At 45.4% G+C, this 26,259-nt stretch carries 20 protein-coding genes and 4 pseudogenes; 14 read left to right on the plus strand and 10 right to left on the minus strand.

All coding sequences use genetic code 11. The features are described 5' to 3' along the window. Nucleotides 1-15: 15 nt before the first annotated feature. The 4 genes from GA565_RS24120 to GA565_RS24135 form a co-directional block, all read right to left on the minus strand. Entirely contained in the window at nucleotides 16-738 is a 723-nt protein-coding gene (locus GA565_RS24120; protein WP_152201860.1) for a gluconate 2-dehydrogenase subunit 3 family protein, read from the minus strand. A gap of 382 nt (nucleotides 739-1,120) precedes the next feature. Continuing rightward, a complete protein-coding gene (locus GA565_RS24125; protein ID WP_152201862.1) occupies nucleotides 1,121-2,380 on the minus strand; it encodes a glycerate kinase in 1,260 nt (419 codons plus the stop codon). A 2-nt stretch (nucleotides 2,381-2,382) separates the two neighbouring features. After that, entirely contained in the window at nucleotides 2,383-3,471 is a 1,089-nt protein-coding gene (locus GA565_RS24130; protein WP_152201864.1) for a tartrate dehydrogenase, read from the minus strand. A gap of 18 nt (nucleotides 3,472-3,489) precedes the next feature. Continuing rightward, the gene (locus tag GA565_RS24135; RefSeq protein ID WP_152201865.1) at nucleotides 3,490-4,797 is read right to left on the minus strand and encodes an MFS transporter; all 1,308 of its coding nucleotides are present in this window, start codon (nucleotides 4,795-4,797) and stop codon (nucleotides 3,490-3,492) included. Nucleotides 4,798-4,922: 125 nt separating this feature from the next. Between GA565_RS24135 and GA565_RS24140 the strand changes: the two genes are divergently transcribed. Then, nucleotides 4,923-5,831: a LysR family transcriptional regulator gene (locus tag GA565_RS24140; protein WP_152201867.1), complete on the plus strand. Its 909-nt coding sequence runs from the start codon at nucleotides 4,923-4,925 to the stop codon at nucleotides 5,829-5,831. 74 nt (nucleotides 5,832-5,905) lie between these two features. Here GA565_RS24140 and GA565_RS24145 read toward each other — a convergent pair whose 3' ends face one another. Beyond that, nucleotides 5,906-8,305, minus strand: a complete 2,400-nt coding sequence (locus GA565_RS24145) for a pyrroloquinoline quinone-dependent dehydrogenase (RefSeq protein ID WP_152201869.1) — start codon at nucleotides 8,303-8,305, stop codon at nucleotides 5,906-5,908. A gap of 453 nt (nucleotides 8,306-8,758) precedes the next feature. Between GA565_RS24145 and GA565_RS24150 the strand changes: the two are divergent. Next, nucleotides 8,759-8,965 (plus strand): annotated as a pseudogene (locus GA565_RS24150) (IS110 family transposase); the annotation flags it as partial. Nucleotides 8,966-10,079: 1,114 nt separating this feature from the next. On the opposite strand, the gene GA565_RS24155 reads toward GA565_RS24150, so the two are convergent. Then, on the minus strand, nucleotides 10,080-10,379 hold the full coding sequence (locus GA565_RS24155; RefSeq protein ID WP_152201871.1) for a hypothetical protein: 300 nt from the start codon (nucleotides 10,377-10,379) through the stop codon (nucleotides 10,080-10,082). A gap of 2,166 nt (nucleotides 10,380-12,545) precedes the next feature. Here GA565_RS24155 and GA565_RS24700 point away from each other — a divergent pair. The 9 genes from GA565_RS24700 (at nucleotide 12,546) to GA565_RS24195 (ending at nucleotide 19,829) form a co-directional block, all read left to right on the plus strand. Continuing rightward, nucleotides 12,546-12,698 (plus strand): hypothetical protein, encoded by a 153-nt coding sequence (locus GA565_RS24700; protein ID WP_158086949.1) that lies wholly within the window; start codon nucleotides 12,546-12,548, stop codon nucleotides 12,696-12,698. A gap of 65 nt (nucleotides 12,699-12,763) precedes the next feature. Further along, nucleotides 12,764-14,005 carry a YcaO-like family protein gene (locus GA565_RS24160; RefSeq protein ID WP_152201873.1) on the plus strand — a complete coding sequence of 414 codons (1,242 nt, stop codon included), beginning with the start codon at nucleotides 12,764-12,766 and terminating at the stop codon, nucleotides 14,003-14,005. Next, nucleotides 13,998-14,687: a TfuA-like protein gene (locus tag GA565_RS24165; RefSeq protein ID WP_193312015.1), complete on the plus strand. Its 690-nt coding sequence runs from the start codon at nucleotides 13,998-14,000 to the stop codon at nucleotides 14,685-14,687. Before GA565_RS24160 ends, GA565_RS24165 begins: the two co-directional genes overlap by 8 nt. After that, nucleotides 14,668-15,435, plus strand: coding sequence for an HEXXH motif-containing putative peptide modification protein (locus tag GA565_RS24170; protein ID WP_152201876.1), 768 nt, complete (start codon nucleotides 14,668-14,670; stop codon nucleotides 15,433-15,435). Before GA565_RS24165 ends, GA565_RS24170 begins: the two co-directional genes overlap by 20 nt. Next, nucleotides 15,428-15,691 carry a MoaD/ThiS family protein gene (locus GA565_RS24175; RefSeq protein ID WP_152201877.1) on the plus strand — a complete coding sequence of 88 codons (264 nt, stop codon included), beginning with the start codon at nucleotides 15,428-15,430 and terminating at the stop codon, nucleotides 15,689-15,691. Before GA565_RS24170 ends, GA565_RS24175 begins: the two co-directional genes overlap by 8 nt. A gap of 1 nt (nucleotide 15,692) precedes the next feature. After that, complete coding sequence (locus tag GA565_RS24180) at nucleotides 15,693-16,808, plus strand: HesA/MoeB/ThiF family protein (RefSeq protein ID WP_152201879.1); 1,116 nt, start codon at nucleotides 15,693-15,695, stop codon at nucleotides 16,806-16,808. After that, entirely contained in the window at nucleotides 16,798-18,087 is a 1,290-nt protein-coding gene (locus GA565_RS24185; RefSeq protein WP_152201881.1) for an MFS transporter, read from the plus strand. The genes GA565_RS24180 and GA565_RS24185 overlap by 11 nt, the downstream gene beginning before the upstream one ends. 1 nt (nucleotide 18,088) lies before the next feature. Beyond that, nucleotides 18,089-19,054 (plus strand): JmjC domain-containing protein, encoded by a 966-nt coding sequence (locus tag GA565_RS24190; protein WP_152201883.1) that lies wholly within the window; start codon nucleotides 18,089-18,091, stop codon nucleotides 19,052-19,054. Continuing rightward, nucleotides 19,029-19,829, plus strand: coding sequence for a class I SAM-dependent methyltransferase (locus tag GA565_RS24195; RefSeq protein ID WP_152201885.1), 801 nt, complete (start codon nucleotides 19,029-19,031; stop codon nucleotides 19,827-19,829). The genes GA565_RS24190 and GA565_RS24195 overlap by 26 nt, the downstream gene beginning before the upstream one ends. 22 nt (nucleotides 19,830-19,851) lie before the next feature. Here the strand turns inward: GA565_RS24195 and GA565_RS24200 are convergent. Together GA565_RS24200 and GA565_RS24205 are read right to left on the minus strand one after the other, a co-directional pair. After that, nucleotides 19,852-20,091: pseudogene (locus tag GA565_RS24200) on the minus strand (Tn3 family transposase); the annotation flags it as partial. 78 nt (nucleotides 20,092-20,169) lie between these two features. After that, nucleotides 20,170-21,268, minus strand: a pseudogene (locus GA565_RS24205) (IS3 family transposase). Between the two features lie 69 nt (nucleotides 21,269-21,337). Here GA565_RS24205 and GA565_RS24210 point away from each other — a divergent pair. From GA565_RS24210 to GA565_RS24220, 3 genes and pseudogenes are all read left to right on the plus strand, one after another. Beyond that, nucleotides 21,338-21,535, plus strand: a pseudogene (locus GA565_RS24210) (XRE family transcriptional regulator); the annotation flags it as partial. Continuing rightward, nucleotides 21,535-21,696 (plus strand): hypothetical protein, encoded by a 162-nt coding sequence (locus tag GA565_RS24705; protein WP_193312016.1) that lies wholly within the window; start codon nucleotides 21,535-21,537, stop codon nucleotides 21,694-21,696. The pseudogene GA565_RS24210 and the gene GA565_RS24705, both read left to right, overlap by 1 nt. A 1,009-nt stretch (nucleotides 21,697-22,705) precedes the next feature. Beyond that, entirely contained in the window at nucleotides 22,706-23,332 is a 627-nt protein-coding gene (locus GA565_RS24220) for a helix-turn-helix domain-containing protein (protein ID WP_152201886.1), read from the plus strand. Between the two features lie 28 nt (nucleotides 23,333-23,360). Here the strand turns inward: GA565_RS24220 and GA565_RS24225 are convergent, their stop codons facing one another. Next, the gene (locus GA565_RS24225) at nucleotides 23,361-24,068 is read right to left on the minus strand and encodes an RES family NAD+ phosphorylase (protein ID WP_226951066.1); all 708 of its coding nucleotides are present in this window, start codon (nucleotides 24,066-24,068) and stop codon (nucleotides 23,361-23,363) included. 634 nt (nucleotides 24,069-24,702) lie between these two features. Beyond that, entirely contained in the window at nucleotides 24,703-25,749 is a 1,047-nt protein-coding gene (locus GA565_RS24230) for a tyrosine-type recombinase/integrase (protein WP_152201888.1), read from the minus strand. Nucleotides 25,750-26,259 lie beyond the last annotated feature (510 nt).

Here is a 26,259-nt window from a genome sequence, read left to right on the forward strand (position 1 = left end):
AAAGATAACAAAAGATCAGGCCACGTCACCATTGAGGGAAACGGGGCCGATGGGGTATTTGACGTTGTGGATTTTGACCCACGTCGGAAAGCTCGCACGCGCGCCCGGGAAATTAATCATTACCCATGACGCCATGCCTTTATTGCCACCGTATTTGGGATCGGACAAATAACCTTCTTTCGTGTTTTCGAGCAGGCGGATGAAAAAATATTGTGCAGTTAAATCGGGTTCCCCGAATTCTGAAAAATCCACTTTGTTACTTTCAAGCGAGACTAATACTGCGTCTTGCTGCATAGGTGTCAACGAGGGAAAATCTTTATTATATTTCAGGCGGGTATGTTGATTGGTTAGTGCGATGCCTTTTTGATAAAGTACTTGCAACGGAAACGGCAATTGATAGCCAAACAGTTTGCCTGCATGGCTGCTAAAAGGTCCGTTCATGTACCAGTCTTCTCCCTTGCCATAGGGGGTCAGCATCTGATTATCAATGAAGACTGGGACGTGTGTTTCTAATGCGCCAGGGCCTTCTTCATCCTGCGGGATAAGACGATCACAGGCCGCTACGACAAACTGCCATTGTTCTTTTGAGAAAAACTTGGGTTGATAGGCGTTCAACTCATCAATCGGGGAGTTGACAGCGGCAAAAACGCTACTGATGCCACATTTCATCCCAAGTGATGCAATGCCAATGAGAGAGCCAATGATGAATGGGCGTCTCCCGATACCGCTTTGTTTCATTATTATTTACCAATCAGCCGTGCTTTATAATTATCAAGTTGCAGGTATTTATTTGACCTGTTGCTTTGATGGTTCTTTGCACATCTATCGTGCATCCATCCTTGGCTCAACGTGGTTTATTTCCCTGAAAATGATGAGAACCGAGCGGTTCTATATCGAATGCGTTGAGTGTATGAAAATGTTTTATTAACTCGTCTTTCTTGTTGCGGTTTTGTAAGCGCACGTAGTATGACGGGTTGAAATTAGTGTTCAATGTCGTTTGATTATATAAAATATGTATATAATCAGGGGTGCAGTATTGTAGGTGTCTTTTTTCTTGAAAAAAAAAGCACCGACCCATAAAAGTTGAAAACTTCTATGGGTTGGTGCCAAAGTACTTCCCTTAACTGATAAGTATTGCTCGAATATCATTCACATTGGTTAACGTTGGGCCGGTCGTCACCAGATCCCCTGTAGCATGGAAAAAGCTATAACTGTCGTGCTTCGCCAGATAGTCAGGGGCATGTAGGCCGACTTCGCTGCCACGGCTTATCGTATCGGGATAGATAATCGCTCCAGCTGCGTCTTCCGTGCCGTCTATCCCGTCAGTATCCCCTGCGATAGCCCAGATGCCCTCTTGCGCTTCCAACGCACAGGCGAGGCTTAGTAAAAATTCTGTGTTACGCCCCCCTTTGCCTGCGAAGCCCGTCACGGTAACTGTTGTTTCCCCTCCGGAGAGTAATACCGCCGGTTTTTTCACAGGATGACCATACAATTTTACCGACCGTGCAATACCTGCCATCACTATACCCAGCTCACGACTTTCCCCCTCAAGCGCATCGCCTAGAATCAACGGCATAATGCCGTGTCTGCGTGCGGCCTCTGCCGCGGCTTTAAGCGCCATCGCCGGTGTTGCAATAAGCCGCGAATCGGATTGGGCCGCCGGTGAAAGATACGCTTCCTGCTTTGCCAACAAGGCATTTCTAATCTCTGGAGAGACCGGTATGTTATAGCGCATGAGGACGGCTAGTGCCTGCTCGGGGGTGCTGGTATCCGCGACAGTCGGGCCAGAAGCGACATCAGAAGGATTATCGCCAGGCACATCGCTTATAATTAATGACACTACGCGTGCAGGCGCCGCCATCGATGCCAGTTTCCCCCCTTTAATGGCTGATAAATGACGCCGGACCAAATTCATCTCACGAATATTTGCTCCGCTGAGTAGCAGTGATTGGGTGATTTTCTGTTTATCGGCCAAATTCAGTCCGCTGATGGGCAACGCCATCAATGCCGAGCCGCCTCCTGATATCAATGCCAGCACTAAATCGTCAGACGTTAAGTGTCGAACGGCTTCGGCAATCATCATCGCCGCGACCTCACTCATAGAATCGGAAACAGGATGCGCTGCCTCAAGAATGCGTATGCGACCAGCCGGGACTGCATGACCGTAGCGTGTCACAACCACACCAGATAAATCGACGTCTGGCCAGGCAGCATCTACCGCCGCCGCCATCGCTGCCGACGCCTTGCCTGCGCCAATGACCACACAACGACCGCGTGGTTTTTCTGGCATGGAGAGGGGGACGACAGGCCCCGGGAGGGCACTGTCGATGGCGGCGTGAAAGATATCCTGCAGTACAACTGCAGCATCTTTATTGTCCATAATTAAACAGTCTCAGTAACCGGAGTCGTGCTTTCGATAAACGCAACGACGGCGCGTGTTACGTCCGCAGTGTTGGCTTTGCCGCCCACGTCTGGCGTAAGGAAACCCTTCGAACACGCGTGTTCTATACCTTGCATAATACGGTCTGCTGCTTCTTTTTCACCAAGGTGTTCAAGCATTTGTGCTGCGGTCCAGAAGGTAGCAATTGGGTTGGCGATGCCTTTGCCGGTAATGTCGAACGCCGAACCATGAATAGGCTCAAACATTGACGGGAAACGGCGTTCAGGGTCGATGTTAGCGGTTGGAGCCACACCCAGACTACCCGCCAGTGCACCGGCCAAATCGGAAAGGATATCGGCATGCAAGTTCGTGGCGACGATGGTATCCAGCGTTTTTGGATGAAGAGTCATGCGGTGGGTCATCGCATCAACCAGCATTTTGTCCCATTTAACATCTGGAAACTCGAGTGCCACTTCTGCGGCTATTTCATCCCACATCACCATGCCATGCCGCTGGGCGTTAGACTTGGTCACTACGGTCAGGAATTTACGCGGACGAGACTGCGCCAATTTGAATGCGTAACGCATGATGCGTGTCACGCCAACGCGAGTGAAAATTGCCACTTCAGTTCCCACCTCTTCTGGCAGGCCTCTGTGTGCACGGCCGCCGTTGCCCGAATATTCACCTTCAGAGTTCTCACGCACAATTACCCAATCTAAATCACCAGGACCGCAGTTGCGCAGCGGCGGCGTGATGCCGGGCAGAATTTTGGTTGGACGCACGTTGGCGTACTGATCAAATCCCTGACAAATCGGCAGGCGTAAACCCCACAGCGTGATATGGTCAGGTACATCAGGTGCACCTACTGCGCCGAAGAAAACGGCATCAAATTTTTTCAGCTGATCGAGACCGTTTTCAGGCATCATCACACCATTGGCTTTGTAATAGTCTGAACCCCAGTCAAAAGTTTTAATATCAAACTTGAGCTGTTTGTTTTGACGTTCCAAGGCGCGAAGCACCTCAATGCCCGCAGAGATAACTTCTGGACCGATACCATCGGCTGGAATGGCTGCTATTGAATATTGACGCATGTTCTATCTCCAAAATTTTTAGTGTGATTTAGGGTGAGGAAGGGTTATATCGCTTTGTGTTTTAGTCCGTGCAGCGAGTATTAAGACGACGATTGCAGAAATGAGCAGCAGGCCACCTACGAAATAAAGCCCATAGGTAAACGACCCGGTATATTCCTTGATAATCCCGATCATCATCGGGCCAACAAAACCACCGAGATTACCAATGGAGTTGATGGCGGCGATACCTGCGGCGGCCGCAGGACCGCTTAGAAACAGTGTTGGCATGCTCCAAAGAGGTGGTTTTGATGCGCTAATTCCTATGTTAACTAAGGTCAGCGCGAGGATTACCGTTAGCATCGTGCTGGCATTTCCCGCGAAGAACAGCCCAACGGCGGCCAGAATGCAGGCACTGATGACGTGCCAGTTCCTTTCACCGGCGCGGTCAGAGTGACGGGCCCACAGCACCATTGCAATGACACCAAACACTGCCGGTACGGCGTTAAGAAAGCCGATTTCCAGAGAGGAAACGCCTAAGGTATGGATGATTTGTGGTGACCAGATACCCAACGTATATAAACCCGCAGAGGTACCGAAATAAACCAGCGCGAGGGCAAGTACACGCTTATCGGCCAAGCCACGCCATGCACTTTGATGTTTGACGCCAGACCTATTAACTTGCTCTGCATGCATGGTGTTTTGCAGCCATTCACGCTCTTCATCGTCAAGCCACCGAGCCTTTTCTGGCCGATCGGTTAGGTAGAAAAGAACGACGACACCTAATATTAGCGCCGGAATTGCTTCAATAAAGAACATCCATTGCCAACCTGCATAGCCCATCATGCCGTGCATTTCCAGCAGTGCCCCGGACAATGGCGATCCGAGAACCGTTGAAAGGGGGGCGGCAGCCATAAATATGGCAGTAACCTGAGCACGACGGGTTGCAGGAAACCAATAGCTCAGATAAAGGATGATGCCCGGGAAGAATCCTGCTTCTGCGACACCAAGCAAAAATCTCAGCACATAGAAACTAGTGGTCCCCTGAACGAATGCCATACAGCCGGAGACAAGCCCCCAAGTGATCATGACGCGGGCAATCCATATCCTGGCACCGACTTTGTGCAGAATAAGATTGGAGGGAACTTCAAAAAGAAAATAACCTATAAAAAATATTCCTGCGCCTAAGCCGAATACAGTAGGTGAAAATCCGAGGTCTTTATTCATGGTCAGTGCGGCGAAGCCGATATTGACCCTATCTATAAAAGCAATGAAATACAGGAGCATGATAAAGGGCACGATACGTAATGTGACTTTACGCATCACCCTTTTTTCTAAGTGATTATTCATATGAGGTTATCCTCTATAGAGTGTAGGGTATGTTATTATTTTGTAATCACAGTCTCAGTATGCCGAGTTAAGCGGCGTTATCATCAGGGCTGATTTATATAAATTAGTGATACAATCGAGGGTGTATGGAGTTAAATCAGCTGAGGTGTTTTATTGCTGTTGCGCAGGAGTTACATTTTGGCCGAGCTGCCCAAAAAATGGACATGATGCCTGCTTCTTTTGGCCGTTTTATAAGGCTTCTTGAGGAGGAGTTGGGATTGAGATTGCTGAATCGTTCCACGCGTAATGTCTCTCTGACCAAAGAAGGCGTGATGTTTCTCGAAGAAGCAGTGAAAATAGTTTCATTGGCCGATCAGTTATCGAAAAAATTTAAAATGATTGGCCAAAAAATAAAGCATCCGTTGAGAATTGGTGCAATGGACAGCGCCGCTTCAGGATTGTTGCCGAAACTTTTAAATATATATCGGCAATCACATCCCGATGCAGATATTCATTTGCAGGAAGATAAAAGTATTAATCTTATTCCGCGTCTGAAGTCAGGATGGCTGGATGCGATATTTGTCCGGCCGCCCGAGAAATATGATTCAGCTATCGAATTTAAATTGATTACCCACGAAAATTGCGCGCTTGCTGTCCCTTTAAACCACCGCTTGGCAGAAAAAGAGAGTGTGTCGGTTTATGATTTTAACGATGAAGCAATGATTTTACCCGAACGAAGATTGCGTCCCCACAGCCATGACCTCACGATGACTATTTTCCGAGCCGAGGGTTTTCAGCCAAAAATATCCCAATATGCTGATGAGAAGCACACGATTGTTAATCTGGTCTCTGCTGGACTGGGGATTGCTATCGTTCCTGCTTATTTGAAAGGTCAGAGCTTTCCAGGTGTGAAATACATTAATTTAGAAGTAGCTGAGAAAGTGGGGGGGCTCCCACTTAGCGTGGCTTGGATGAAGGGAAACACTGATGGTAATCTTGAGGATTTACTCGCACTACTCGATAAGAATCATCAACTACTGGTGAAAGATTTATAATTGAGGAGCAATTAAGAACGCGTAGATTACTTTGCGTATTTGAATCGCCCCTCAGATTGTTTAGCTACAACGAATTAAGATTTCTCGGGCAGGGCATAGGCAATGACATAGTCGCCTTCCGGGGTCATCATACCGTGATGACCGCCCGCCATGATAATCACAAACTGGCGTCCGTTCACCTCGTATGTCATCGGTGTCGCCTGTCCGCCTGCTGGCAGTGAGTCCTTCCACAATGTATTACCGGTTTTCACATCAATTGCACGCAGATAATCATCGGTTGTTGCGCCAATGAAAGCCAGTCCACTGGTGGTGGTCAACACACCACCATTGTTCGGCAGACCAATTTCAATCGGTAGCATGGAATGCAGGCCCCATGGTCCATTTTTCTCCGCCGTACCTAGAGGACGATCCCACAGTGTTTTGCCCGTGCCGAGATCGATAGCCTTAATCATTCCGAAGGGCGGCTGTTTGCAGATAACGCCGATGTTGGAGACCCAACCGGTATTGACGTCCTGCCCATATGGCAAGCCTGCTTGCGGGCGGTTACGGCCTGGAGGAGGATTTTTATAGCGCGAATCACCCATCCAGAATACGCCGAGAGCGTCATCTACAGCGCGTGGTACCAGCTTAGAGTAGCTAGGTAAGTCGTTATAGTTCTCTATAATTACACCGTTATGTACGTCAACTGAGATGCTGCCCCAGTCAGAACCACCGTTATTACCAGGATATTCAATCCAGGGTTTATTGGCGCTCGGCGGGGTAAAAATGCCCTGATAGTTGGCGGCGCGGTATTGAATACGGCACACCAATTGGTCTATAGGCGATATCCCCCACATCATTTTTTCGGTCAAATTCGGTTTCTGCGTGTGGCTATACAGTGAACGCCGCTGAGTTGGCGCGCGCTCTGCGGGCTCAACGCCGCCCTGTGGTACCGATTGGTCGTCAACCTTATGCAGTGGCTCGCCGGTACGACGGTCAAGCACCCACAGGTCGCCCTGCTTGGTGGTGACAATCAGCGCGGGTACTGGACCTTTAGCAGTAGGGAAGTCGACCAGGCTCGGCTGGGCCGGCGTGTCGTAATCCCACACATCATTTTTAACAAACTGATAAACCCAGCGCGGCTTTCCTGTAGTAACGTCCAGAGCGGTAATGCCCGAACTGTATTTACGCTCTTCAGGCATACGCGTGGAGCTGTAATAGTCACCAGCCGAGTTGGCCATCGGCAAATAGATAAGCCCCAACTTCTCGTCACCCACTGCTGTCGACCACATGTTTGGTGTGCCAAGAGAATAGGTTTTGCCTTCGGCAGGAATGGTCTTGATCTCCGGCTGTTCCATGTCCCAGGCAAAGCGCATCTGGCCAGTCACAGCGTCGTAACCACGTACGACCCCTGAAGGTGCAGAACGAAGCTGTCCGTCCATGACCTGCTGACCGGATACTACAATACCGCGAACGATAGTCGGCGCTGCGGTGATCGAGACGATGCCCGCAGGCCAATTACCCAACCCTTGCATTAAATCGACAAAGCCGTGATTGCCGAAGTCCTCGCAAAGTTGACCGGTATGAGCATCAACCGCCACAATTTTGGCGTCTAAAGTACCGACAATAATACGTGCGGCGCACATTTTACCTGCCTGCGCCTGTGGATTGGCATAATACGACACCCCGCGGCAGGCTGAGTTAGGCGGAGAAAATTCTGCAGGGGTCTTTGGGTCGAACATCCAAATCTGTTTTCCGCTGGCCGCATTAACGGCGAAAATTTTATGTCTAATGGTACACCCGTAAACTGTATCGCCAACCTTGATAGGCGTCAGCTCATTGCCAAAATTAGGACTGTGATCCTCGCCGGTACGGTAGGTCCAGACGCGATGTAGTTGACTCACATTTGCTGGCGTAATCTGCGACAGTGCTGAGAAACGCTGTGCGCCGTGGCCACCGCCGTAGGTCGGCCAATCTTGCGAAGCAGGTTTAGTTACCTCGTCAAAATAGCTGCCAGGTTGTGTGGTTGCCGTTTCGACGGAGTAAGGCTTTTGCGCCAACGGCACGGCAACACCCAAGCCGGCGACGGTAAACACGAAAAGCGCCACGCCGTAACGCCGATAGGCTTTTTTATCTTCCGAACTGCGGGCAGGCATGAGTAATACAGCAAACAGCAAGAACAGTAATGGCAGATCCAGACGCGGTACTAACGCCCAACCATTGAGCCCTGATTCCCACAGTGCCCATACGAGAGTGGCGATAAAACTCAAAATATACAGATAGATGCCTGAACTCCGCCGCAATAACGTCAGCAGTCCGGATAGCAACCAAACTCCCCCGATAATCAGATAATAGGGACTGCCATGCAGCCTAACCAGTTTGAATCCAAGTGACGCGAGTACTGCACCTGCGATGATCAGTAGAACCCCAAACCCCAGCATGCCCAATTTATGAATAGGTGAATGCCTTACACTTCCTTCGTTAGATGAATTCATTGATAAACTCAATTTTATGAAATGTTATCGAGATTGTCCGGCTGGCCAGCACAGGCATTTTTACGGTTTGTTAACCGTTACGTCATTGTGTATTAGCTTTCTAAACTATACCTATTCAATCTAGGTATGGTGGTGAAATGTGTCAAGCACCTGTTAGCTTATCGATGAGGGGAAAGCACCCAGCAATGACTGTAAATAAGAAATCTAAACGCTAATACAACCGGATTATTCCTTCGTTTGTTGGCGTTCTTAATCTGTCAGTGTCCAGTTTAAAATCCCACCCACTACCTGATTATGGTGACAGAAATCAAACGGTGGCGAGGCAGCGGGGAGCTGGTCAAATAACAGCGTTGATTAAAATAGTGAGTAGGAATGAATTAAGCTGACCCTGACCCAAAATCCTTTTCCATTCAGAAACAGAATTCCGGCATGATACACACTCCCCTGAAGAGGCAATGTGCCAAGTTTGTAAGACAGACCTTTGTCGAATGGATTGCTCAGAGGGTTTATTCATCATACTGGACCAGACTTTATTACTATAGCCAGCGAGAAAAAGGTAAGTCGCATCAGTCAGCCATCCGGGCTCTGGCGTTTAAATGGATGAGGAGTATTTACCGCAGCTGGAAGACCAGAACCCGCTACGACGAAGCACGACACTAGACCATAAAAAGCTTGTCGAATGTCTCATGGCGCGAAGCGTACGTCGGTTTTGAGCAGCAATTTCTCGAAATGTCTGGGCTTTCATTTGCAATTCGGACTAAGGCCTCACAAGACTTTTATATTGGCTCATCTATCAATAATCATGAACTGATAGCCTTATGAGAGCTCCTGCCTGCCAGCCTTGCTAACCAGATACGCTCACACTGTAGTTTCTTTCAAATAGCAGGGACATCACGACCAGGTACTTGGTCGCTGCTACTTCCAGCTTCAGTAGGCCTAAGTCCGCCCACTATTGCTGTTATTACAGCGCCCGCGGGCGTAACAACCGCAATTCGGCCTAAGGACACAGCACCGGGCCACACTGCCCCGGCAATAAACCAGCCAGTTCAATGGTTGTGGTCAAGACGCTGCTAAGCTGCATCATTCCTGAAGCAGGCGGAGCTGGGTAGTTCGATGCTGGAGGTCTATGAAAAATCGTATGAGGGCTGGATTGTATGATTATTAAGATAGAAACCATTAGCCAACCGGTGTAGGTAAATCTCCTTGCGTAGGTAATGGCAGCCTTGAACCAGGATATTGGCAACGCGTGAGCGCTGCCAGGGGAATGTTAACCGTTGAAAAATGGGCAAGCAGTCGAGTGCGCCCTTGATACCTGAAATATTCTCAGTGGATTTCATCTTATTGAATGTTTAACGACTTCTTAATTTATTTATTAGTACTTCTAATATTAAAAAATAAGCATGCATGTGCCTGATGCCATGTGACTATTTTGAGGTATATTGTTAAACATAGACTGGGTACGGTTGAAAACTTTACACTCAGTGCCAGAGGATGCAAGAGATAAATACATTCTTGTGTCAATAGGGATAATAAATAACGTCAAAAGTGGATACATGTAAAGCATGTAATTCCTAATTACTTTGTACTGTTGATTCTTATATAACACCAATTAATATTATTATTATCGTACACTTTCGTTAGCCAAGTTGTAGACATCACTGGGCTCTCGTTTGCTGATGGCCAGTACGACAATAATAAAGCGCCCTAAATAACCTGGCAGATAGGGCGAACCCTGGCTGTAGTGAAAGTTGAAAATTTCTAGCAAAGACAGTGTTTACTTAAATAAATAATTTTCAAGAATTTGAATCATGATTATAAAAGCAAAAAAACCTGAAACAATAAGCGCCCATAAAGATGCCAATTTACTTTTTTTGCGCGATTTTTTAATGTAATTATCAAGTGTCTTGGCCTTGTCTTCTGTGGCGCTACGGCGCTCCAGATCATACCATTTTCCTAGTATTTTCATTGTGTTATAGTGGTCGTATTTCCTGTGGGCAAGATATGCATTCATCCAAAAGGCAAGAATAAGCAAGATATATCCGTATTTAAACAAAAAAGCATAGATTATTTCCATTATCTTTCGCTCTTAATAAGTTTGAGTTGTTGTGATTACAGGAGGTGTTATATTCCACCCCAAGGGTTGGTCAAATTTATAAACAACAGGAATATAAGTTAATCAATATGCATTACCGCGAGCGATCCCTATGTTTTTTAATGATTAATTTGAGTGGTTTTATATAATAAAAAATATATATACTTGGATTTATTAGAGAATGAATTATATGTCATCGTTGTTATTAAGTGAGTTGTTTTGATTCACATCCCAGATTTCAAATGTATTGATTATGTTTATTCAGGTGAGCCGACACCGTGTACTCCGACGCGTTGCGAGCTCATGCCGCCAGAATGTATGACTGGATTAGCCGCGGCGATCTGAATGTCAAGATAGGCAGAACCTATCAATTAGTTGAAGCTATGCATCCACATACGGACATTGAGAGTCGGACCCCGTAGCAGAGTACTGGGGACCGTCTGCGATTCCCCCTTCATATAACATCAGCATATTAGTCATGGGTGCTGAATCATGCATAACGCTCTATTTCGATCACCTCAAACCTTCAGGATATCTGTGTCAAGGGGAACGCCTGGTCATGGATTGCAAGGTATGTGCGGCATCTTATGTGGCAAAACGGGCTGGTCGGCGACCGGCCAGCGTCGATAGATGATCGGGTGTTGTTAAACGAAGAACTGGGAGCAGTGTTGCCAAGGCTTGCTGAACGGCTGAACGGCTGAACGGCTGAACCAGGATGAAATTTCGACCATTCTTTTAAAAACGAACGATCTCCTGTCGTACCTTTATGCCTAGAAAGACATCGGAAACATAGAACGCGTCAAAACGTGGGCCGAAAAAGTTATCCAAACCGACGAGAGGCTATTGGAACTGCTTTTGCGCTTAAGAGGGCACGTCATCAGCAGTGATAAAGGCCTTTATCTGAGTCTGGAGCTCACTAAGCTGAGTGAGTTTATTGGCGAGGAGGAGGTTATTAAACAACGGCTTGATCGCATAGAGTCTGAAGGACAAAATTCTGACTTCATCAAGAAAATCAGGGCTGCTCAGGAGCATGCTCGATTTTAATGCCCCTGCTGGTTGGTTTTTTTATTACCAGCCGGTCTCCACACCCTGCTTTTTCAGTTGGTGGCGGGTTGGCTTATCCGCCCTATACCAAACTATGCAGGTTCAGTACTTTAAATAATATCCTGCAATATCTGGCCAAAACCTTTCTCTGTATATATTACGGACATCCTCCATCAGGCGCGCATCTACATAGCGCTTCTAATACTCCATATTATATATTTCCACATCTGCCGTTTCTGTGGTTTCTTATTAGTTTCAATTAATAGAAATAAAATTATGGGCGAGGAGTATTAAAGTTGATGACTTTAATATCTTTTGGATATACCAAAAATTCACGTAATGTCGCGCCATCTGTGCTTGTTTAATCTCTTGCTAGCTCAGAAGCAAGTTCTGGAAACGTTCAGGTTTCCATATCAAATTAACTAGGGTAAATGTGATTGCGAAAATATTTATTTGACACTTTCTCTGATAGTTCCAAAATATCCAAGTGAAAAATTAATATTTGTATGTTGTAGTCAGTTAGACTTATGGTGATTAGAATTATCGGAATGTTCAATGTGGTACTGATGTCGGTAATTTCCCTGCAATTCGTCACCAGACGATTGCCATGGAATAGAATCAAGTGAGCATTGATGTTAAGCATCAAGCTAATAAAGTCTAATCTTAGGAATTATTATTCAAGTATGAAAGAGAATGTATCAACCCCCTAAAGGCATTCCTTTTACTATGAAATATAATGAGAAACTTTAAAATCCTCCATAATTAGTTATCGCTTATTTATAAAAGTCACAGAACTCAAATAGAAAATTCCTATTGAACTGCTGTTGTAGACATTGAATTTTATATTAATTTTCATGCAAAAATTAAACCCTACTCTTATCAGTGGGATGGGGTTATTTCTAAAAGAATTTAATTAAAAAAATATAAGTTAAATTCTGCTAAATGTTTTGATTCGTGATCGCATTCAAATTTAAAGGTAATTATTAATGTAATCGTGAATTGATATTTTACTTTTTAGCAATAAACAAACTACTCTCGATGAGGGCCAAGCAATGGCTCTGGTTTATAATATTATTATTAATCGAAATTAATGAGGTTTAAATTATGAATGAGACTTCGAACTCTCTGAACCTGAATATCTCTGAAGATATTTCCTCTGAACTTGTGGAGTTTTTTGAGCAACAAGCCGCGGTTGGCATTGGTGGTGGCTTAGGAGGCCATAACGCAAACAACGATCTGATTACCTACGACGATTAATTAATATTGAGCAAAATATACTGCTCTGTTGAATATTACAGAGCAGTTTTAATACAGGAGATGGTATGTACAAACTCAGTTCAAGTATGAGGATTCGTACTGCGGAAGAGTCTCTGGTGCTTGCGCGACAAGTAGCCAGAACAATGGGGGTGACAAGGGTAACAGATATCACCTGGCTCGATAAAATTGGTATGCCTGTGTATGCAGGAATTAGACCTTATGCTGCCCGTGGGTCGCTGAATGTACACAATGGAAAAGGGCTTCTGGCCAGTGAAGCAAAAATTGGCGCGTTCATGGAGTCTATAGAGTTCTCTCTGGCAGAAGGTAAAAAGCATCAACACCGCATCAAAAAATGCCAGCTCAAGGATGTTCAGGCTTCTCTACCGCCAGGCCTGCCATTCTCCGCCTTTGGTACGAAAATGGGTATAACTTTCTCGCAGGATGAAGAAGTTAACTGCGTTGAAGCCACCGATATCATCAGCGGATTAACCGCATTAATTCCCGCAGAGCTCATTTTTCACCCAGTTAATCTCGAAGGTCAGCGCTCGTTTTATGGTGGTACAACAACAAATGGTCTTTGCTTAGGGAATTCCCTGATAGAGGCCGTAGTTCACGGAGTATGCGAAGTCCTTGAGCGTGATGTTAAATCGTTTGACAGCCTTTATCATCACTCAGCTCTTGTGGATATTTCAACAGAGCCAGAAGTGGTTAGACTGCTGCGTCAGAAAGTCGAGGCTGCCGGTTTGCTGTTAGCGCTGCGTAAAACAACCAATATCTGGAAATTGCCATTCTACTCTGCCTTTGTTCTCGAGCCTGATATCGACAGTCCGATTTCTGTCGCGGATGGCTATGGTTTGCATCCCGATGCAGAAATTGCAGCAACCCGGGCGATAACTGAGGCAGCACAGAGCCGGCTAACCCATATTCACGGCGGACGGGATGATATTGTTAAAAGAATTAACTTTTATCAGGCTAATTCGAAGTTAAATGAACAAGAAATTGTCAGTGACCTTCGAAGAACGATACTGAGCAGTGATCGTATAACTTCCTTCCTCGATGAAGAAGAGTTCTTTTCTCCACCGGATACTCTGGATGCTCTTTGGCTGGGTATTAAAACCCGAATGGCGGATCAGGACATACATCATTGTTTTGTATACGAACTCAGTCCACCAGGTTTTCCATTCAGTGTGGCGCGTGTGGTTGTGCCATATGCTGAGTTTATCGAAAGCGAGATGCAGAGAGTTGGACCACGCTTCTTGGAAGCTTTCCGTCGCAAAAAGCTACGTTTTGGGTGTAAAGATGCATAACGATACTCTATTCCTTTATATCGGCCCCACATCTTACAACCTAGAGCTGAGTGACTTTATCCCGCCTAGCACCCAGGTGTTACCTCCGGTAAGACGTGGAGACATTCAACAGCTTATCGAACAGGAGTTACCGTCTATCATTGTTATCGTGGATGGAACCTATCACGACTTTCCCGCTGTGTCCCATGTCGAGATCAAAAATGCGCTGAGTCTCGGCTGGCAGGTCTGGGGACTGAGCTCAATGGGGGCCATCAGGGCCGCAGAGATGCACGCATTGGGAATGCAGGGCTATGGTTCTGTTTTTCAGCAGTTCGTTGAGAATGAAGATTTACCGGACGATTATGTTGCCTTGGTGCATAGCACAGAAACACCTTGGTTTCCGGTAAGCGAACCTCTTGTCCACTTGGAATCATTGCTAAATGATGCTGTCGATTTATCAATTCTAACGCCTGAAATATGCCGTCAGATAATGGAAGAACTGACGAATATGTGGTTTGGCGATCGTACAGTCAGCTACCTGAAAAAAAGATCTCACGTTCTGATGAATGGTCAAAATCAGGCTCTTTGCGACCTGTTCAGCCAGATGGATAAATATCGGCTAAAAAGTCGTGATGTAGTGAGTTTTTTCCGTGAACAGCCATTTCTGACCACCAGGAGTTCCCATGAATACCCCGTCAATTAGCCTTATCGACAAAATATGTGGCGTGCCAATGATCTCTGGCTCCTTTAATGCACAAATTCTGATTACTTTAACAGCGCATTATCGTCATATTGCGCTGAATGCTTTTACGCGGATTGCTGATTACCTCAGTCCGGATGTAATTGAAGCCCCAGTGCAACACAGGAATGCTGCACTGGGAATTGAATATCCGGAATATGCCATGCTTTCTGCGCAAGAAGAACTCGCGGTTAACGAAGCCATCAGAGCGATTATTACCATTGTCCCCGAATGGGAGATCTACTTCTCATTGCCGGTCAATTACAGAAAACTCAGTGCGGGGAAAAATATGGTCAGTCTGACCAATCATCATATCCCGCAAGTGATTTTTTTAGGTGATAAAGCTTTCAAGAGTGAACACTGGCTAGCCGAAGTCCTGATCCATGAAAATGCACATGTCTGGTTGGGGATGCTTTGTGAAATGAACCATTTTTATGAGGCTACCCAGGAAAAATATTACACGTTGCCCTCCGGAACCAAAAACAAAGATGCCCGAGGGGTCATTTTTGCTTCGCATTTTGCCGCCTGCACGCTTGTGTATTACAGGAGAAAGAAAACCAACGGTTGCATTTCTTCAGAGGAAGCTGAACGACTTTTCTTTCTGGAGAAATACTACGCAGGATGCATGACTCAGTTAATGGAAATGAAGGAGTTGACCGAGACAGGCAAGGGCATCGTAAGGATGATGGGGGAGGAAATACATTATGGCTAAATTAATTCTGCCGAGGCAGTTGATGCAGTACACCACGCTGACAGATGAATTTGTCTGTACGGCTCTGACGCTCGGGCAAGCTCTGGAGTCTCTTGTGCAAAGCTATCCCATGCTGAAAACCCAGATCTTTAACAACGACAGCACGGTAAGAAATTTCGTAAACATCTTTGTTAATGACGAGATGATTGACGATTTAACAATGCCGGTGCAGGAAAACTCGCGAATTCAAATCATTGCCGCTGTAGCTGGAGGCTAAAATGCAACACTCATTATCTACTGATGAAAAGGAATACTACTTAAGGCATTTCTCATTGCCCGGTTTTAACGAACAGACGCAGTTGAAGCTGAAAGCTGCCCGGGTCCTCGTTATTGGGAGCGGTGGTCTTGGCGCTCCTTGTCTACAGTACCTCGCCGGTGCCGGTATTGGCCATATTGGGATTGCCGATCACGATACGATTAGCTGTAGTAACCTCCCACGTCAGGTGCTGTTCAGTCATAGAAATATCGGGGAGAGTAAAGCAGAAAAGGCTGGTGAACGTATCAGCGCGCTGAACCCCTTTATTTCCATTGAGATTTTTCCGGAAAAAGTCAGCAGGGAGAATGCTAGAACTCTTGTCCGGCGGTTCGACATTGTTGTTGATTGCACGGATAATTTTGATGCGAAATATCTGCTCAATGACATCTGTGGCGAACTAAAAACCCCTTTGGTCTATGCCTCTATTTTTCAGTACGAAGGACAGCTGGCGGTTTTCCATTATCCTGGAAAGGATCAGGAAGTGCTTAGCTATCGAGATCTATTTCCCGAGCCACCGCAAGCCGAATTACGAGAAAACTGCAGTGATGCTGGCGTTCTTGGTGTATTACCCGGCGTTCTCGGTACTTTGCAGGCTGGAGAGGTCCTGAAACTGGTCACAGGCCTAGGTGAGGTTCTCAGTGACAGAGTCATGACATGGGATGCTCTTAATAACCGCACCTCCCAGCTGCGGTTAAAGCCTCGCCGGAATATCACGTCTGCGGTAAAAAACAATCCACCAGAGTCTTCTGAGAATATTGATTTATCCCTTTTACTGGAGATGAAGATACGCCGGCCTGAAATGCTGTTATTGGATGTCAGGGAGTCAGCAGAGCGGGAATTTGTTTCTATAGGAGGTTTGCACATCCCTTTACGGGAGCTCCCGGATCATATTGATATGCTTCCTCGCGATCACCCCATCGTTTGTTACTGTAAATCTGGTAGCCGCAGCCTCCGGGCGGCATTGTTTCTCCAGGACCAGGGTTTCAGCGAGGCTTTTAGCCTGAAAGGCGGGGTAATGAGGCTCACACAGGCTGAAAAACTACGATTACAGAACATGGATGCTTTACATGATGACTGATCGCTTTCAAAGCCTCGGACCCGTTTTTTTTCTGCTGCAGACCGGTACCTCTCTCAGCCAGATTGCCGGGCATATCTTTCGCCTAGCTCTGGCATGGTGGTGTCTGCAGGAAACTAATTCTGCTGTTGCATTTTCATCACTGATTGCTTTTTCAGTGGCTGCGGAGGTATATCTCAAGCCATTTCTTGCCTCACTTGGCGATCAGTTCAACAGGGTTAAATTCATATTCATCTGCCAGATAATCATTCTGGCGATAATGTCGCTGTTCTGCCTTGCCGGCGTTGGCGGGGAGTTTCATCTGGCTGCTGTAACCGTGGGTCTTATCAGTATGAGTGCGGTCATTGCAGTCAGAGAACCCACGATTATGGGGCTTATTCCGGATCTGGTTGGAGAAGGATATGTATCCAAGGCAATTTCCCGTCGCTCAGCCATCAACTCGGTAATTATGCTGACGGGACCTGTAATTGCAGCAACACTGATATCTTTTGTCAGTATTGGGTTTGCACTGTTTACTGCAGCCCTTCTTCAGAGCTCGTCAGCACTGACATTTCTTCGACTTATGGGAAAAGGATCTCTGACCGCATCGGCAATCTGTGAGCATGAAAGCTGGTTCAGTAAAACGCGTGGCGGATTCATGGCTATGTATCGTGTAAAGCCAGAACTGCATATTGCTATTATTTCTGCCTTGATCAATTTCACTATGTTTCCCTTTTTTTCTGTCACGATTCCTTACTGGATCAGTACTGAACTTCATCTGAGCGCTTCTTATCTAGGGGCATATGAATTTTCGTTTGCTCTCGGCCTGCTCACAGGCAGTCTGTACCTTAATACTCTGCTGCAGAGCTGCATTGGACGGTTTTGGAATGTTGTTACAGGGTTTCTACTCTTGGGTTGTAGTGTCATCGGTACTGTGCTGGCACCGACTATCTACCTTTCAATAGGACTCGCATTTTTTAGTGGTCTGGCATTTATTTTTATCAATGTGAACCTGAGTACCCTACGTGCCACGGCTACTCCTGGGAACTACCGGACACGGATGAGTGCGATGGCTGCATTCCTCTCAAGCCTTGCAAATCCCTTCGGTGTCATTATTGCAGGCTGGTATATGCACTGGCTCGGAGTCATTCCTTTCGCAGTTCTGTCTGGTATAGCAGTGATCCTAGTGGCGCCCATACTGTTATGGTCATGGCATCTTAAAAACGCCCTGTCGCTGGAAGAAGTGGAGATGCAGGGCTATTACGCAAAAACTTATCCAGACGCATTCACCGAGAGAGGTTGATATGACTCGAACTCCAGCACCTCCGACCCTGTCGTCTCTTCTGGGGGCTGATAATTACAGGGATTTACTGTCTCATTATTCACAAAAGACTCTTTACCGAACGCGGTTAGCCGAAACCGCTGCAGGAAGCATTTTGACCCTTGGCGATCTGCAGGACATTCTGAACACACGCCGATTGTCCTTCCCCCGTTGTCGCCTTGTCCAGGATGGAAAACCCTTAAATCCCGCAGGTTATCACGAGGAAGGGCCCACAGCTCTTGGTCAGCGCATCGTAAAAATTGCGCCCGAACGAGTTATGGAAGCGGTAAGTTCTGGTGTAACTCTGGCCATCGATTTCATCGAGGATTTATCTGCACAGGTTGGTCATCTTGCCGGTGCTATAGCCACGGAATTTCAGGAGCGAACAGGAGCTACTGCATTCTTCAGTACCGGAAGCAGCAAGGGATTTACTACTCACTGGGATAATAGTGAGACGCTGATTTTTCAGCTCAGCGGCAAAAAAAAATGGAATATATGGACACCCACGTTCAACTCTCCGGTCAGTGACAATAAACACGAATTGCCTCCCCCATTTTCGCCCCCCTCAGAAAGCCTGACACTGGAAGAAAATGACTTCCTGTACCTGCCCAGGGGCTACTGGCATGCCCCCGAGCCCTGCGGTAGCCATTCATTGCACATCTCATTTGCATTTCGGCCACGAAACGGCATCGATTTCACCAAATATCTTCTCCAGAAATTGGGAGCAGAACTCAAATTTCGGGAGGATATTGATAAGTCTATTTCTGGTATGGCGCTTCAGGAATACGTTGACACATTGTATGAAACGCTTGAAAAGATAATGACACCCGAAAACCTCATATCGTTTCTGACTGAAAGTAGTCATCGGAAATTTATATCCACTCCGTTTTGTATTGAACAAATGATTGATTGCGGATTAAAACATGAAACAACGCATACTGATAAATAATGACAGTATAAGTGGTACTGTGCAGGCCTATAATACGATACACAGCAGTGTGAGTGATGGCACTCTGTTTCAGTCTTGTCTGAAACATGTCTTGGGAAAAGATTTTGTACAAAATGAGGGTCAGTTTTCTTTTGTTGGACATAATGCACTTAGATGGATAATTCAGAAGTTAAAGTTGAATAAAAATATTTGTATGGCCGCTGAAATAGGATGTGGTAGCGGTGCATTTTCAAAGTTATTATCTGACGCCTTAAACTGTTCTTTGACTGCAACAGATATAAGCCCCGTTGCAATTAACATGGCTAAAAATAATCATTTTGATAAAAAAATTAATTTTGATGTGGCGGATTTCAACCATCTGCCTTACAACAGCAATAGCCTGGATATTCTTGTTGGTCTGGATTGCGTTCAGCACGCTAGTAACTATAATCAACTCAGCAAAGAACTTTCAAGAGTTATGAAATCTGGTGGACGGATGGCCTTCACTAACTGGATGAAAACATATCCAGCTAGCAAGCTTGTAAAGGTCGATCCATTATGCGTAGCATTGACTGAAAGCGGTTTTGTTATTGACGGTTTTTATAATTTTGATGAAGAATTAAAGAGACAGTTTAAATTTTATGATTTAATATATTTAAATAGAGCATTATTCCAGAAGGTGATGGGGGAGTCTCTTTATACTTCACTTATGAATGAAGCGTGCCACCTTTATCAGTTTAATGGGACTGTTTCTCACTATGCTTTTTCTGTTCATAAAATAATTTATCCCGTATAGGAATAAATTAAGTTTACTATTTTCGCCAGAAAACCGAAGCACCGGCATCAGCCAGGCGCGGCGAAAACTGGTATCCCAGCAGCCAGAAAAGGCCAAAGACAAGATCGCTGGCACCTGCTGTATCTGTCATAATTTCGGTTGGATTCAGCCCGGTCTCCTGTTCCAGAAGACCTTCCAGCACAAAGATAGAGTCCCTCAGCGTCCCCGGTATAACGATGCCATGAAAGCCGGAATACTGATCGGACACAAAGTTGTACTTTAAGTATCCCAGCTTTAGTTCCACACACTTTTTGAGATTTCCGGTTTCTTGACCTCCCCCCAATATCCGTACCAGGCTAAATCAGAGATCCGGACCTTTTTGGTGATTTCGGACAAATTCTGCTGGAGTCAGGTTATTTAACGAGGAATGCGGGCGAAAATGATTATATTCCTGCCGCCAGTGTTCGATTTTCCCCTGCGCATCTTCCAGGGACAGGAACCAGTGTACGTTCAGACATTCATCCCTCAGGCTGCCATTAAATGACTCGATAAAAGCATTATCAGTAGGCTTTCCCGGGCGCGAGAAGTCCATCGTCACCTGGTTTTCATATGCCCACCGGTCCATCGATTTCGAGATAAACTCACTGCCGTTGTCTGTCTGTAGCCTTTGAGGAATACGTCCCAGAGACTGTTTTAATCGGTCCATGACAGCCACCACATCATCGCCACGCAACCCCTGGCCGACCTCGATCGCCAGACATTCCCGACTAAAATTATCCACTATAGTTAGCGCCCTGATCCTACGCCCATAGAACAGATTATCAGCAACGAAATCCATGCTCCAGCACTGATCTACAGCGAGTACCTGAGGCTGTCCCTTCCTGTGTCTGGCGGTCACATGCCGCCGTGGACGCTTCGAACGCAGATTGAGCCCCTCAAGGCAGTAAATACGGTGTGTTTTTTACGGTTAACCAGCCAGCCTTCACGACGCAGAAGAATATGAATGCGCTCGTAGCCATAACGGATCCGTGTTTCAGCAATTTCCCGTATCCGATGAGTAATTGCCCGATCATCGCGATGGCTACGATAGTTGTATACAGTGCGACTTTGCATCATCAGCCTGCACCCTCTGCGTACGCCGATACGGTACGCCGCCAGCAGATATTCCACAGCATCGCGCTTCTGCAGCGGCCTCAGAGCTTTTTTCGGATGACATCCTGCAGCATCTCCTTGTCCAGACTCAGATCAGCCACCAGTCGCTTGAGGCGCTGATTCTCTTCCTCAAGCTGTCGAAGACGGCGTAATTCTGCGACGCCCATGCCCCCGAATCTCTTCTTCCAATTGTAAAATGTTGCCTCAGAAATCCCCATCTTTCTGCAGACTTCCTCGACCCGAGTGCCTGTTTCAGCCTGTTTGAGTGCAAATGCAATCTGTTCTTCGGTATAACGCGTCTTTTTCATAACGAATGACCTCTTTTTGGCGGAAAAGAAGGACCGAAAACTCTACTTTACAGCGGTACTGAATGAAGGGGGAAGATCACCGTGTCTAATATTGAGGCTGGGCGGAACGTAGGGTTTGAGACAGTTGTTCGGGTTGCTATGGTTCTTGGGCGTGTTAAAGAACTGAATGAACTCTTTAAACCAAAGATAGAGAGTCTGGACGATATCCTGCGCTATGAAGAGAGCGCCAGCCGCCAACGTATAAAAAAGAAGAATCACAATGCCTAATGCTGTTGATGTTTATTATCAATATTGAAAATGCGCGTGAGGTAGGTGCTAACTTTGTTGCTATAGCCAAGGATTTGTATCCGGAGCAAATAACTCCGCAAACATTAAGTATTCTTCAGCAGCGGATCAACACCAATATACTTTTGCTTGCTCGTCGCTGATTAAGGATTTTACTCGAGGCTGATTTATTTGCTAGGTACTGCATCCAGATGCCCGATCATAGAAAATGTTGTTGTCTCGGTTGGTACAAATAGGTAAATCGACTTCATCAACATTACAATAAATACTCCAGTAAACGTTGCATCTTGAAAATGGATTAGGCAGCATTCGGACAATACCTTTCGCAGCTTGAACCTGAAGGGTTCTTAACTGTTGATTATGTTTTAAGATTGAATAACCCATTGTAAATTATTGATATATCATGGTGCGCATAATATTGATTATGTTAAATTGTATGTGTTGATTCATTAGTTCATTGCTGTCGTATTAGCTAACCTGCCAAGTTCGATGTTTCATATCTATACTTGTTTTTAGTACAAAGTAGCTGACCTGCTCCCCGATATTAGTAATGTCTTAATATGAGGACATCCCCATTTTCACTTCATAATTTTTCTTTCTAGAATCTCCTTCATAGTTAGCCTTCGTATAAAAATCGAAATATGCATCCCATGGGATACTTTATTGTTCTGTACTGTGTTTATAGTATCCCAAGAGGCACATATAACTACACTTTATGATGTTGCAGAAATGCTTAAGGTAGCAAGGTCCGAAGCAGGCCTGTCGCAGGCAAACTGGCCGAAATAGCAGGGGTTTCACGTGTGACCGTTGTGCGCATGGAAACACTGGTGAAAGGTGATATGAGTGTTTCCATTCTTGTCCTCCTTTTAGAGGCAGCGGGATATGACTTACGTACAGTCAAAATGGTTCATATACGAACTCAGGATGACATTCTTTTGGAACAGCGGAATGGTCAAGCATCAAGAAGTTAGATGTGCAGGTGCGAGGGAAGAAGGTGGCAACGTTATTCAGGGAACGAGATGAGTATGTACTTCAATACTTACAGGAAACCCAGAGTAATGACTTCAAGTTATGTACGGATAGTGAGTGAATTTTGATCTTTACAGTTAGCATTAGCTGCTGTATTATAACTGTAAATCAAGGGGGGGGGTTATGACAGCACATGCTCAACGTACTGGCACCAAACATGCTTCGAGTCTAAATACGATCCTTCATGGTCGTATTGAGAACTTAATCAGCAAAGTAGTAGAAGAAATGGGGACTGAGTTTTCATTAGGTACTGCTTTGCAGCTTGATGATTCTGAGCTTATGCATCAAGTCTTCCTGCACTATTTAGCAGGTTCTTCTCGCGCAGATAAGCGTGAAAGAATGAAAATACAACGTCGTGCCGAAGGTGCTTTAGCATTTTATCAAATGCTTGATCGAATGGGCGGAACACTAAGGGCTAGTGAGGTCGCTGATTTATTGGGTGTTTCAAGGCAGACCGTTAATAATTATGTCAAGTCAGGTAAGCTTTTGGCCGTGAAACCTGCGAAAGAAAATCTATTCCCGGTATTTCAGTTTAATGGGAATCAGGTACTCCCTCACTTTGAGGATATACTTAATGCATTACCTGAAAATCTTAGTCCTGTAACAAAGACCTCATTCTTTACCTCAATGGCTTTTTTTGAAGATAGTTCAAAGTCTGTTATCGAGCTTCTTAGAGAGGGGCTGGCTAATGAAAGGCAATTGAGCAATATTCTTTCCCAGGCAAAATCGTTGGGTAAACAGGCCGGTTAAGGTGGCAGTAAAAGCTGCCACCTTTTTATCAGTCAGGGTTGTTTGGTGTAATCTTAAAATCGAGTGTTTCTGTAATTATTTCAACTCCTTCAATATCGTTGTATCCCCACCCAGCAGGAAAACAAGCAGTATCACGGTCCTTGAATTTACTTACAGGCACCATTTCAATTGTGGCAAGAGGATTATCAGCCCCATCGTTCCACCACCAAGCCGTACATGTTCCAACGGGAAGATGTCTTGAACGGTAAGTCACACCATCAAAACCTTTTTTCCCATTAGAAGCCCAATTCACAATCTGACGCGTTGTGGTTTGGTTATCACCTGTAACTTTATCTACTGTAATATGTAATAAAGGTAACAGGCGGTCCATGTCTACGGTCTTTGTTTCTCGGGTAGTTTCCAGTGTGCAAATATTTGCCCGTGATAGCTCATCTTCCCCAATACTGAATTTATTTGGTGTCTTTTGGTATTGACGCCCATAAGATTCAGCAATTGCAGTGACTGAATGATCTGCAGTGTAGCAAACACCGGTCCGACCTGAAGCATCATTGTAGCGCCCCATATCATCCTCTTCCCGAGGTTTACCATAATGCACCCCTGACTTTTGTGACTCGCGTTGCCAACGCGATTGTTTAGTCATCGGGCCACGGATGCATACAGGAATACGACCTTTGCCATGAAGAGCGTTTAGCTGTTCATCCAAATGCCCTCCTTCTTCATTGTTGTAGTAAGCCACTCAACACCTCTTTTATTAAAAACATTTATCATATGAACACCGATATGGTTGTCATGATAGAGAGTCCAGACCGTGCTTGCCCAGCCTGATATATGCCTAAAAGGCTGAAATATAATATGATAAACTGAGGCTTCTTCCCTACAAATATTGCAGGATTGGTATGTTTATTGTACGTAACATGTTAATTAATTTAATTAGTGCGATATGGTTCCCATTAATAATTACATACTACAGTATGAACATGTTCATATGGATTATACGAATAACACCATGAATTAGCTTTTGTTGAGCAACATATCATTAATGCACTATGCAAAACTAAAGCTGGTAGTTTACTCAATAGCTTTGCTCGTAGGCATTCTATCTCTAATACCACGTTTTACAGCTGGCAATAGGATTATGTAGATATAAAGATATTAGATGCTGAGTAATTGAAGTTGATAAAGTATTATGGGATTTGTTCAATATGCGAGCTAAAAATGCACTATGGCTGGTTTAAAATATAAACTTTGACGTTTGATTTTAATTATTAAAACTGTATTTTATAATGGTTAGCCTTGGTGGGTTGAAATATTTTTTTAAACATGATTTAGCTTTTTGGAATTGTTTACGAGTGGTTAATCTACTAGAGCAATTAAATTTTTCTACCTTTTCCCATATTATGCTCCATTAAATCCACCATAGCGCCTTTATGTGCCTCCACGTTTCTAAGATAGCGCATCAGTGTTTCTGGTTTTTTCCAGGTTCCTTCCTGCATTATTTGTGCTACTGCATATCCATTTTTGGCCATGTCCTGAGCTGCACCTACACGCGCACTGTGACCGGTCCAACCGCTATATCGCCCTTTATTGGCTTTGGAATAGAGTGAAGAACCGGCCGTTTTCCATGCTTGAGCAAAAATGGTCTCAATCGCGGGTGTGCTTATTGGGTTTACGGAAATGACAGTGGCCTGATTAGAGCGATGCACTGGGCAGAATAAAAATGCTTCTGATTCTGCCTGTAATCCGGCCATATTTATCCACTCTGTTAGGCGCCGGCTTGATGCAGCACTCAATGCTTTGACGAGTCCACCGGTCTGCACCACTGTTTTTGTCCAGGACACGTTAAGAATAATACGTCCATCTTCGGCACGGGATATGTCTGACACGCGTAAACGCGCCAACTCGCTGATGCGCAGCAGCGTACTGTACGCCACATGTAGAAAAGCCAGGTTTCGAACATCACGAAGTTGTATTGAATCTGACCATGTCTGATCCAGGACGAGCAAATCTGTTAGGCAAAATGGCAGTGCTTGTCCCGTACGCTCGCCTGCGACCACTGCTGACCTGTTAATTTTACGCAAGGTACGAAAAACAAGCGGTGAGGCATTAGGAGGAATAATTCCAGCGTGACGGTGTAACATTGAAATGAGAGAGGCGTGTGTTGCAATGGTGGTCGACGCACGGCCGCTTGCCTGCAAAAACGACAAGTAATCGCGCAAATCCGCAGATGACATGGGTAAAAAGCTTCGGGCATGTTCTTGCGACCAGCGCGCAGAGATCCGCATCACGCTAAGCAGTTGTCGCCAAGTGTTAGGTGAAAAGGCGTCCTTGTCTTGAACAAACTCGCGCAACCTCGCTGAAAGATCGGGTTGCAGCGCATTTATCATCGGAAATTCGCCAGACGTCGAAGGTATCGTCATTTTTCGCTCACTATTTACCCGAAAAACCTTGAGGTTGCGCTACGTAAAATCTGTAACTTCATGTGGGGATTAGTGCTGTAGAAATGACACAGCGCTGTCAAAATCAAACACTCTATTCCATGGATCGCGTGCGATCCCCTGCGACGATTTTACCTCAAGCGCCCTATGATATCCTAACTTTATATAAGTCCCATTATATAAAGTTAGAATATCATAGGCTGGCTATATCTTTTTTTGGAGAAATCATTGAACAGGTTTATGTAAATAGATGGAAAATAATGTCATCCAGATGATGGAGACATAATGTTGTTTGACAGTAAATTTGCCCCCATTCGGATTAACTATTTTGAATTACAAACTACCCTGTTAGCATTGGCGTTTAGTCATTAAGCTATGATAGGGATGTATGAGCAGAAAAAAGGATATCATTTTTGATTTGGATGGTACATTGACTGACTCCTTACCTGGGACTCAGTTAAGTATTTAAATATTTTGGATTTATTTGAGGGC

It is taken from the genome of Rouxiella sp. S1S-2 (assembly GCF_009208105.1).
Classification (GTDB): Bacteria; Pseudomonadota; Gammaproteobacteria; order Enterobacterales; family Enterobacteriaceae; genus Rouxiella.